The following is a 10,362-nucleotide window of genomic DNA, read 5'->3' as shown; positions in this document are numbered from 1 at the left end:
CATGGCCTATCTCTACCGTCATACTGGACATGTTCGCCTGGAGGGAAAATGGAACATAAACTATACGATTGCGAATCGCATTCGGTCAGGGATGGAATACAACGAGGCGGCGTATGGATTAGGGCAGAACCTGCAACCCACCGGACCTTTGTTGGATCCGTTTCGATTTGCTGCCTACACGCCTTATAAAAGTTCGCTCACGGATAAACTGACGACGCTCTTCGGAATGGCCAAACGAAACACGCAGACGGTCTACAGTTACTTGTTCTATGACAGGGTGATCAGTTCTCCGGTAATCATCGGATTGATTGCCTTGGCTTGGTTCGCTAGAGCCTGGAATCGCCGCAGATTGGAACAGGAACTTATCGTATTTGCGATGGCTGGGACTCTGGTTTTTCTTATTCTTACTTCCTCGAACCCGGAGTTCCGTTACCTGCTGGGAGTGATTGCCCTGAGCATGCTCTGGATAGCCCGCGGAATCGATGAAATTCGAGCTTGGACAGTCGAATCCGCTTCACTCCTAAGACTTGCGCCTTCCTGGTTGCTTCGCAGTAGTATTGGGTACTGCGTGCAGATTGCATGCTTCGTTCTCATATTGGGAATTGCCGAGCGCGGTGCTCGCTCACTCTTTCTCTTCAATTGCGAACAGCAGAATTTTAGTAGTCTGAAACAGGCCGGCGTATGGCTCGGGGATCATGGAGCAGCCGGTAAGAGGATCGCTTGTGCGAGCACGGTTATAACCTACTACTCAAAGGCTACCATCATAGGATTGCCAGACGCCTCGCCCAATCAGGCTCTATCCTATATTGGTTCGGAACACATTGACTTTGTGGTGCTGGACAGCTGGTCTGCCAGAGACCGGCCTGAGGAAAGGGAATGGCTCAGGAATGGAATGCCCGATAGCCGCGCCACCTTGGTCTACCAGATAGGCAGCAACGATGCTGCCCAAGTAGAGGTCTATAGATGGGACGCCCAAAAATTAAGTACTCCATCCCATTCCCAGGACAAAGGCTCCGAACGTGACACACACATGCTTCCTTCTTAAGCGATCAAGTCGCCGTCGCCACCTCCACCGTCCTGCGAAACTGCGGCGGCTTGCGCAGCTTGGTCGCCTGTTCGTACGAATAGGCCAGCTTGATCAGCGTGGGCTCGCTCCAGGCGCGCCCGAAGAACGAGATTCCGACGGGAAGGCCGAAGACAAAGCCCATGGGCACGGTAATGTGCGGATATCCGGCAACCGCGGCCAGAGTGGAGGTGCCCGCGCTGAAGTGGTCGCCGTTGATCCAGTCGGTTGGCCATGCTGGGCCATCAGTGGGGGCTAGGAGGGCGTCGAGACGGAACTTATCCATGGCGGCGTCGATGCCTTCCTGACGCGAGAGGCGGCGGCAATCGGAGACGGCTTTCTGATAATCCGGGCTGTTCAGGTCTCCTTTTGCCTGCGCCTTTTCCATGGACTCCTGCCCAAACCAGGCAAGCTCGCGTGCGCGGTTCTTTTGATTGAAGGCGATGACCTCAGCAAGGTTGTGAACCGGAGCACTGGGCCCGAGCGATGCGAGATAGCGATTGAGGTCCGCCTTGAACTCGAAATGCAGAACTTCGGTCTCTGCTTCGTCGAGTTTGTCGATGTTCGGGATCTCCAGCGGATCGATGATCTCCGCGCCAGCGCTCTTCAGAGCTGCCAGGGCCTCCTCGAATACGCGGTCTACGTGCATGTTGAAGCCTGCGTACTTGCGCACGACGCCGAGGCGTGAGCCACGCAGTCCATTTGGATCGAGGAAGCGAGTGTAATCGGTCTCGATATGAGAGCGGGCGGCTCCGGTGGTTGGATCCTCGGGATCGACGCCTGCGAGGACGCTGAGCAGTGCTGCGGCATCGGCAACAGTGCGCGCCATCGGCCCAGCGGTGTCTTGCGTCTGCGAAATGGGAATGATGCCGGTACGGCTTACCAGCCCGACTGTGGGTTTGATTCCTACGATGCCGTTCACCGACGAAGGCGAGACGATCGAGCCATCGGTCTCGCTGCCTACCGCGAAAGGGCACAGGTTGGCTGCCACGGCTGCTCCCGATCCGGAGCTCGAGCCGGAGGGATTGCGATCGAGGGCGTAGGGGTTGTGGGTTTGTCCTCCACGTCCGCTCCATCCGCTGGTGGAGTGCCTGCCGCGAAAGTTAGCCCACTCACTGCAGTTGGTCTTGCCCAGTATCACGGCTCCGGCCGCACGCAGGCGGGTTAGGAGGAACGCATCCTTCGGTGGGCGTGAACCAACGAGCGCCAGGGAACCGGCGGTTGTTTGCATCCGATCGGCACTGGCGATGTTGTCTTTGATCAGAACGGGGATGCCGTGCAATGGACCTCGGGAACCCTTGGCGCGGCGTTCGCGGTCGAGATCGTCCGCGATCCCCAAAGCCTCCGGGTTAACTTCGATGACCGAGTTCAGCCGCGGGCCCGCCCGATCTACTTCGTCGATTCGCGACAGATAGTACTGAGACAGCGTGTGGGCGGTAAATTGGCCGCCCTCCAGGTAGGCTCGCAGGGTGTCGAGTGAGGCCTCGTCCAAATTGACCGAAACAGTGTTCGTTTGCGGACTTTGCGCTTGCCCACGCAGCCACTGCGGAAATGCAGCGGCTCCGGCAGCCGCTGTCAGACCTGTCTTGAGGAAGGTTCTGCGACTCTCGTTGTTGGATAGGCTGCTTTTCGCTCCTGCCATCGTGCCTCCGTCCTTGCGTCTTACAAAAGGGACGGCAGTGTAGCAGACGGCTCCTCTTGACCGTCCGGTGCCGGATCAATATGGAAAATTTACCTGTTGTGCGCCGCCGGAACAGTGTTAGTGTCTGCTTACTTGGGAGAGCCGGAAGTTTTGCAGTAGCCAATACGTCACAAAAATGAGGCGGAATTCTGCATCTCAAATTCGAAACCTGAGCATCGTATATATAGGCTGCGCTTCGGATTAGCGTCGCCTGAGGCAGGTAGCCGTGAAGCTACTAGAGGGTATCCGCAAATCGCTGAGGGTTCTCGGAGGTGAGTCGGAATCCCTGCAATTGCCGTCTCGGGGCGATGTGCCTAAGCCCTGCAAGATTGGACTCGCGCTGGGTGGTGGTTTTGCCCGTGGTCTGGCTCACGTCGGCGTGCTCAAAGCCCTGGAAGAAGCCGGCATCGTCCCGGATTTTCTTGCCGGGACAAGCGTTGGGGCTGTAATCGGCGCTGCGTATTGTAGCGGAGTTTCCGCCAGGGAACTTGAAGAGATCGCCTCCATCGTCCGCTTTAAAGATTTTGCCCGCTATACCATCTCCCGCTTTGGACTCTGCACCAACGACCGCATGACCGGATTCCTGCGGCGCATCCTGAAAGTAAGAACGTTCGAAGAGCTGCGGATTCCGCTGGCTGTTACGGCCACGGATTTTGTGACCGGCGAACCGATCGTATTTACCAGTGGTGAGCTGATTGATCCGGTGCGGGCGAGTTGCGCCTATCCAGGCGTGTTTCTGCCCGTCGAGGTGAAAGGCAAGGTGATGGTCGATGGTCTGCTCGGACATGCTGTCCCCGCGCAGCCGCTCAAGCAGATGGGCGCTGACCGTGTGGCTGCGGTCTTCTTTGGTGCGCATTGGGTACAAAAGAGTCCGCGCCACGTGCTTGAGGTAATTGGGCAATGCTTCTCGATCGCCCAATCGAACATGTCGTGCCTGTGGCAAAAGCATGCAGACCTGCTGGTGGAACCGGACGTGAGCGCCTTCGCCTTCGATGACTTCCAGAGAGCGCTGGGAATCGTGAACGTCGGCTATGAAGCAGCTTTGAAGGTGCTGCCAACCTTCCGCGCCTGGGCGGCTGAGCGCGAGGCGTATGAGAAGTACGTCCGCCGAGCGGAGCCGGTGAAGGCGACGGTTGCGACTGTGCCTATTCAGGAACCACTAGTCGCGCGGTAACAGTCCCTTGCAGTGATGAGCGCATTGCACTCCGGAGAATCCGATTGGGATCACAGACGCAGACAACTTTCGGCATAGTTCGAGATAGAACTTGCGTCATATTAAACAAGGAACCCGGACGTTGCGTCGCCTTCGCGCATACACGACAATGAGATTTCCTGTATGCGAGTCTCTCGATCTCCCATCTTCCACCTCCTGTTAGCTTTGGCCTTCTTCCAGTCAGGGTTCGCAGCCGCCGCGAAGAAGACCCCCTCGCAAACGAAGGCTGCTGCTCCGTCGAAAACTACAGTTCAGTTCAAGACACTCGATGCGGTGATCGAGGACGCGATTGAGCAGAAGCAGTGTCCGGGCGCGGTGCTGGTGGTCGGGCATGGCGGGAAAGCCGTGTACCGCAAGGCGTATGGCATGCGTTCGCTCGAGCCGGCGCGCGAGGCGATGACATTGGACACGATCTTTGACGTTGCCTCGCTCACGAAAGTAGTGGCGACCACGCCGTCTGTGCTCCGCATGCTCGAACTTGGGCAGATTCGATTGAACGATACGGTTGCCAGCTATCTGCCGGAGTTTGCCCAGAATGGGAAACAGGATGTCACCATTCGCCAGCTATTGACGCACTACTCAGGGTTGCCCGGAGACTTAAATCTGAAGATCGAGTGGTCCGGAAAAGATACGGCGATGCAAATGGCATTCGCAGAGCAGCTGATCACGCCTCCCGGGGCTATGTTCCGTTATAGCGACATCAATTTCGAGACGCTCGGATTTTTGCTCGAGAAGATCTCCGGAATGCCGCTGGACAAGTACGCGGATGCCTTTGTCTTTCAGCCGCTGGGGATGAGGGAAACTCGGTTTCTTCCTCCTCCTTCGTGGCGGCGGCGCATCGCGCCGACTGAGTACGATGAGAATCATCAGATGCTTCGTGGGATCGTGCATGATCCGTCTGCGCGTCGCATGGGCGGAGTTGCAGGCCACGCCGGCTTGTTCTCCACCGCCGCGGATCTCTCCAAGTATGCCCAGGCCTTAATCGACGCGATCAACCTGAAGCCGCAGCGAAAGCCATTTCTTAAGAGCTTGACGCTCATAAAGGCGACCCGTCCAGAGCAGCCGCCCGAAGCTACCAGCCTGCGCGGGCTCGGCTGGGATATTGATTCGGCATTTTCGTCGAATCGTGGGGAGTTCTTACCGCTGGGTTCATTCGGCCACACAGGCTTTACCGGAACGTCGATATGGATTGATCCGTTCACGAACACCTATGTGATCCTGCTGACGAATTCCGTGCACCCGAATGGAACCGGCAGTGTTGTCGTCCTGCGCAGCAAAGTTGCGAATGCGGTTGCTGCGGCTTTGGATCTGGGAAAAGAGATCCACGACAAGGATCCTCTGCTTGCGATTACTGGATACAACGAAGCGGCAGCGGGGAGCCGTCGCATGGCGTATCGCAACGCCAATGTGCTCACAGGCATCGATGTGCTGCAGGCGAATCACTTCGACGCCCTGAAACCGGCCGCGGAAGGCGCCGCTCCGCGCAAGATCGGCATTCTGACGAACCAAAATGGGATTGACTCCGCGGGACGCCGGACCATCGACATCCTTAATTCTGTTCCTGGGCTGAAGGTGACAGCGTTGTTTAGTCCTGAGCATGGAGCAGCGGGCGTGCTCGATACGACTCAGGTTGGGAATACCGTCGACGGTGCTACCGGTATCCCGGTGTACAGCGTCTATGGCGACACGGATGCCAAGAGGCGGCCGAATCTCGAGCAGCTGAAGCAGCTCGACACCGTGGTGATCGATCTTCAGGACATCGGAGTTCGCTTTTGGACCTACGAAGCCACGATGGGCTACTTTCTCGAGGCGGCGGCGCAGGCTGCGATTGAAATCGTGGTGCTCGATCGACCCAATCCCATCACCGGATCCGTCGTGTCTGGTCCTATCGCCGATCTCGACAAGTTAATCTTTACCTCGTACTACACCATTCCGCTGCGTCATGGCATGACCTTTGGTGAGCTGGCGAAGTTCTTCAATGGCGAGAAGAATCTCGGGGCGAAGTTGACGGTCGTCAACATGCAGGGATGGCAGCGCGGCGACTGGTTCGACTCAACCGGGCAGATGTGGGTGAATCCTTCGCCCAACATGCGCAGCTTGAATGAAGCCACGCTTTATCCCGGAGTGGGAATGGTGGAAGGAGCAAATGTCTCCGTCGGCCGCGGCACTGATACCCCATTCGAGGTTCTCGGCGCTCCCTGGATCAAGTCTCAGGAACTCGCTTCCTACTTGAACAACCGGCATATCTCCGGCGTGCGTTTCATCCCAACATCGTTTGCTCCGACGTCGTCCCTGTACTCCAACCAGCAGTGCGGAGGCGTGAACATCATTGTGACGAATCGCCTGGCGCTGGATGCCACGGGACTGGGAGCGGAAATTGCGGCGGCACTGCACAAGCTTTATCCAAACGACTTCAAGATCGATAAGATCGCGCGCTTGGTAGCAAATCAGCAGACCATGGACGACCTGAACGCCGGCGTCGATCCACGCTTCATTTCTTCGAAGTGGACTGAGGCGCTGGAGGCCTTCCTGCCGATGCGGGAGAAATACCTGATCTACAAGTAACCAGTTACCTTCCGCAGCAGTCCTGGAGTCTAACTCCCCTTCGTAATCTCTTAAGTCTGCAAGAGCGCTGCTACTCTTTGGGCATTCCCCGCCCTGAACGTGTATTCGCGAGCGGGTGCTGCCCCAGCATCAGCGGTCGCAAGAGGATCTTCCATGAGCGAGCAGCAACAGCAGACATTGGAGCAACACGCAGAACGCCATCAAGCGGAGCTGCAGGAGTCGTCGGAGATCTACCGCGACCTGGAAGCGCTTTCGTCGCGAGATTGGCAGCTTTGGTCGATCTGCGCGCTCGTGATTCTTGTGATTGCGACCGGCTTAGCGGCCTTTGTTGTTCCGAATCTGGTGTGGACTACTCTGCGCACTGATGCACGCTATGTGCCTCAGCTCTTCCTGGGACTGATTACCCTCGTCATCCTATTCAACGTCTACATCCTCGAGCAGAAGCGAGAACTGAACCGGACGCGCGGACAACTGCTTCGCGAGCTGATGGAGTCCGCCAAGGCTAGAGAGACGGCACTTGTCGATCCCCTGACCGGAGCCTTCAATCGGCGTTACATGGAAGAGATCTTTCCGCGCGAGATCAACAAGGCAACTCGCAGCGGCACTGAGTTATCTCTGATCATCCTCGACGTGGATGGATTCAAAGACATCAACACAAAATTCGGACATTTTCTCGGCGACCAGTACCTGCGCGACATCGCAACCTTACTGAAGAAGACATTTCGCGGATCGGACACCGTTCTGCGCCTGGGCGGAGATGAGTTTCTGATCCTTTTGCCTGAGACCTCAAATAAACAAGCCATGCGCGCGGCAGAGCGTCTCTCCTGGGAGACGAGGTGGTGGAACCAGGCAGGTCACGCGAAGTATGAGCTGTCGTTCAGCTGCGGTGTGGCCACTTATCGCAAAGGCATGGATATGAAGGATGCCCTCGAAGTGGCTGACAGGGAAATGTATCGCGTGAAAGTCGAACGTCAGGCTGTGCGCCCGCCGGCTTCTGAATCGTGGATGCTTGAAGACGGTGGCGAGAGCATTGCCCGGAGTTCTGGCAAAGACGACGTTCAGTAAGTCCGCAACGTTGATCCTCCGCTCTAGCCTCTTCGTAAGTATTTTGTGATTTCGTGATTTGAGATCGCGAAATCACACACGCGAAATCGCAAGATCCCCAAAACGCCCGGCGGAGGGCGGCCGGAACCACGAAATCAAAACCGCGGAAGAACAGGCACTTACGTACCCTTGTCGCGTCTGGCGCTCCACGGCAACATCCACCTACAGGTCGAAAATCTGCATAGATTTGGAGTCCCCCAAATGCGACGCTTCCTCGTTGCCCTGACAGCCACCGCCCTGGCGGTATTTCCCTACCAATTGGCGGAAGCGGGTGTTTCCGGCAAAGTGATGGATCGCTTCGAACGCTCCGGCCAGGTACTGCAGGAGATGATCGGAGCGCCCGACAAGGGCATCCCAAAGGGCATGCTTGATCACGCTCGCTGCGTAGCGGTTGTTCCTTCCCTTAAGAAGGGAGGCTTGGGCCTTGGCGCCCGATTCGGGCATGGATTCGTGACCTGCCGGCGCGGAATGACAGGTTCATGGGGACCTGTGTCGTCCTTCAAGATCGCGGGCGGAACTTTTGGGTTCCAAATTGGGCTGGAATCTGTAGACGTCGTTCTCCTGTTCGTGAATCAGCGTGGAGTGGAAAAACTATTGCAAGATCAATTCTCGCTGGGCGGTGATGCATCCATTTCGGCTGGCCCAATCGGACGAACCGCAGAAGCAGGCACCGACATTTTGTTGCGCTCAGAGATCTATTCCTATGCACGCTCGCGCGGATTGTTTGCTGGCGTTGCCCTGGACGGCGCCCGGATGTATCAGGATGGCGATGTCAACAAGGATCTCTATGGGCGGGAGATTAAGCCACAGGACATTCTCATTGCGCAGAGAGTAGGAATGCCTGCCGGAGCAGCGCATTTGATCGGCGTGCTGAACAAGTACTCTCCACGCGCTCCTTACGTGAAGAAGTGAAACGTGGATTTGGATGTATCCACGTCGATCTGTTCTTACGCAGATTTCTTCAGGTACTCGTCCTTACATTTCACCGAACAAAAATGGATCGCGCCTAGTTCCAAAATGCGGCGATCGTCCCATCGGTCCAGAAATCGAATTGCGCGCTGCAGGGAGCGAGAGCTCTTGCTCTCGATATCGTAGCCGAGCATCCATTCATCGCGCCGCAATTTCTCGTAGGCTGGCTTAACAGCCCCGCAACTATCACAGGTGATTCGAACCATGCTTTTCTCCCGGGGGCTTTGAGAGTTTGTGATGATTCTAAGCCGCCTCCGTTTGCCTCTGTGAGGTGCTCACAAACAGCAGCATAGAGGCACACTATATTGCGCTCCTTGCCCCAAATCAGCTTCGCTCGAAGTCTTTCGAAGGCGCGTGGCTTCACCCGATCACTCATTTTCTTCATTAAGTATGTTTCATACTGTCATCTCGCACGAAGTGGGGATATGCCGTCCAGGAGGCCGCCATAGCAAACGGCAGATTCCGCGCGCAAAAAAACGGCGCCTCGGAATGACAGTGTTCAGTTGAAGGCTTAGAAGCAGCTGCTCTAATTTGGGTAATAATATACTTGACTGACTAGACCATTTCGGGTATTCTGCTCTTGCTATGGAAAGCCCGAAAACATTACAGCAAGCCATCCTGCATTTCAGCGATTACGAGAATTGCCGTCAATTCATGATCGCGGTTCGCTGGCTAGATGGCAGGGTGAAATGTCCCACCTGCAATTCTGAGAACGTCCTCTACCTAGAGAATGCTCGTCTCTACAAATGCCGCGAGAATCACCCGCGTCAGAAGTTCTCTCTCAAGGTTGGGACCGTGTTTGAAGATTCTCCAATCGGCTTAGATAAATGGCTTCCCGCTGTGTGGATGCTGGTGAACTGCAAGAACGGAATCAGCTCCTATGAGATTCACAGAGCATTAGGCGTTACTCAGAAAACTGCATGGTTCATGCTGCATCGGATTCGCCTTGCCGTTCACAGCGGCTCTTTCAGTAAGAAACTTGGTGGACCCGATAGCGAGATCGAAGTGGACGAATCCTTCATCGGCGGCAAAGCGCGGAACATGCACATGGATGTTCGCAAACGTCGCATTACCGGAACTGGCGGCAAGGGTAAGGCGATGGCGTTTGGAATCTTGGAACGTGGCGGACAGGTTCGCACAGTCGTATTGCCGAATCGCCAGAAGGAAACAGTACAGCCTGAAATCAAGAAGCACGTCCACATCGGGACCGCACTTTACAGCGATGAGATGCTTGGCTATCACGGACTAGAAGCAGAGTTCACTCACAAGGTTGTTGATCACGCCGAGAGATACGTTGACGGGCGCGTACACACAAACGGTTTAGAGAATTTCTGGAGTCTTCTGAAGCGCGGTCTTGCTGGAACCTATGTGAGCGTAGAGCCGTTTCATCTGTTCCGCTATCTCGATGAGCAATCGTTCCGTTATAACAACCGCGCCACACGTGATAATCCGCTGAATGATTCTGACCGCTTTACCTACGCAATGAATCAGATCGTCGGGAAGCGTTTGACCTATGAGGAACTGACTGGCAAGGTGGGAGAAACGAGTTTCTAATCCTTTTGGCCGTTTGAAGCGCGGGAAGCGGAAACGCGTTTAGATTTCCGCTTCAGTTTGGCTGCTCTCTCAGCATCAAGTTTCGCCTTGATTTCTGAGTGAGGAACAGCCATCAAGTGCTTCATAAAACTTTCAAATCTGTCGTAATCTCCCTGCTCATTCTTGGCGGAAGGTTTAGGGCGATTCGGCATAATCCGCTGCTCGCATGAACGG

General features: G+C 55.8%; 9 protein-coding genes. 6 read left to right on the top strand and 3 right to left on the bottom strand.

Features of this window, described 5'->3' with window-relative positions; genetic code table 11:
- Position 1: 1 nt before the first annotated feature.
- The gene (locus tag DMG62_00260) at positions 2–1,045 is read left to right on the top strand and encodes a hypothetical protein (protein PYY25016.1); all 1,044 of its coding nucleotides are present in this window, start codon (positions 2–4) and stop codon (positions 1,043–1,045) included.
- Between the two features lie 4 nt (positions 1,046–1,049).
- On the opposite strand, the gene DMG62_00255 is transcribed toward DMG62_00260, so the two are convergent.
- Positions 1,050–2,705: an amidase gene (locus DMG62_00255; GenBank protein ID PYY25015.1), complete on the bottom strand. Its 1,656-nt coding sequence runs from the start codon at positions 2,703–2,705 to the stop codon at positions 1,050–1,052.
- Positions 2,706–2,955: 250 nt separating this feature from the next.
- Between DMG62_00255 and DMG62_00250 the strand changes: the two genes are divergently transcribed.
- From DMG62_00250 to DMG62_00235, 4 genes are all read left to right on the top strand, one after another.
- Entirely contained in the window at positions 2,956–3,918 is a 963-nt protein-coding gene (locus tag DMG62_00250) for a hypothetical protein (protein PYY25014.1), read from the top strand.
- Between the two features lie 162 nt (positions 3,919–4,080).
- Positions 4,081–6,522, top strand: coding sequence for a hypothetical protein (locus DMG62_00245; protein PYY25013.1), 2,442 nt, complete (start codon positions 4,081–4,083; stop codon positions 6,520–6,522).
- Positions 6,523–6,675: 153 nt separating this feature from the next.
- On the top strand, positions 6,676–7,587 hold the full coding sequence (locus DMG62_00240; GenBank protein ID PYY25012.1) for a hypothetical protein: 912 nt from the start codon (positions 6,676–6,678) through the stop codon (positions 7,585–7,587).
- A gap of 240 nt (positions 7,588–7,827) precedes the next feature.
- Positions 7,828–8,538, top strand: a complete 711-nt coding sequence (locus DMG62_00235; GenBank protein PYY25011.1) for a hypothetical protein — start codon at positions 7,828–7,830, stop codon at positions 8,536–8,538.
- Positions 8,539–8,573: 35 nt separating this feature from the next.
- Here DMG62_00235 and DMG62_00230 read toward each other — a convergent pair whose 3' ends face one another.
- Positions 8,574–8,801 (bottom strand): hypothetical protein, encoded by a 228-nt coding sequence (locus DMG62_00230; GenBank protein ID PYY25010.1) that lies wholly within the window; start codon positions 8,799–8,801, stop codon positions 8,574–8,576.
- Positions 8,802–9,180: 379 nt separating this feature from the next.
- On the opposite strand from DMG62_00230, the gene DMG62_00225 reads away from it, so the two are divergent.
- Positions 9,181–10,149: an IS1595 family transposase gene (locus tag DMG62_00225; GenBank protein ID PYY25009.1), complete on the top strand. Its 969-nt coding sequence runs from the start codon at positions 9,181–9,183 to the stop codon at positions 10,147–10,149.
- Here the strand turns inward: DMG62_00225 and DMG62_00220 are convergent.
- Positions 10,146–10,362 (bottom strand): hypothetical protein (locus tag DMG62_00220; protein ID PYY25008.1); only part of this gene is annotated, 217 nt, incomplete at its 5' end. The genes DMG62_00225 and DMG62_00220 overlap by 4 nt on opposite strands.

The sequence above is a fragment of the Acidobacteriota bacterium genome (assembly GCA_003225175.1).
GTDB lineage: Bacteria > Acidobacteriota > Terriglobia > Terriglobales > Acidobacteriaceae > Gp1-AA112.
The sequence above is the reverse complement of the archived record's forward strand: the minus strand, read 5'-3'. Positions and strand labels throughout refer to the sequence as shown.

Coding starts and splice junctions, on each gene's coding strand:
- DMG62_00235 (PYY25011.1), top strand. CDS start 7,828: ATGCGACGCTTCCTCGTTGCCCTGACAGCCACCGCCCTGGCGGTATTT.
- DMG62_00255 (PYY25015.1), bottom strand. CDS start 2,705: ATGGCAGGAGCGAAAAGCAGCCTATCCAACAACGAGAGTCGCAGAACC.
- DMG62_00230 (PYY25010.1), bottom strand. CDS start 8,801: ATGGTTCGAATCACCTGTGATAGTTGCGGGGCTGTTAAGCCAGCCTAC.
- DMG62_00225 (PYY25009.1), top strand. CDS start 9,181: ATGGAAAGCCCGAAAACATTACAGCAAGCCATCCTGCATTTCAGCGAT.
- DMG62_00240 (PYY25012.1), top strand. CDS start 6,676: ATGAGCGAGCAGCAACAGCAGACATTGGAGCAACACGCAGAACGCCAT.
- DMG62_00245 (PYY25013.1), top strand. CDS start 4,081: ATGCGAGTCTCTCGATCTCCCATCTTCCACCTCCTGTTAGCTTTGGCC.
- DMG62_00260 (PYY25016.1), top strand. CDS start 2: ATGGCCTATCTCTACCGTCATACTGGACATGTTCGCCTGGAGGGAAAA.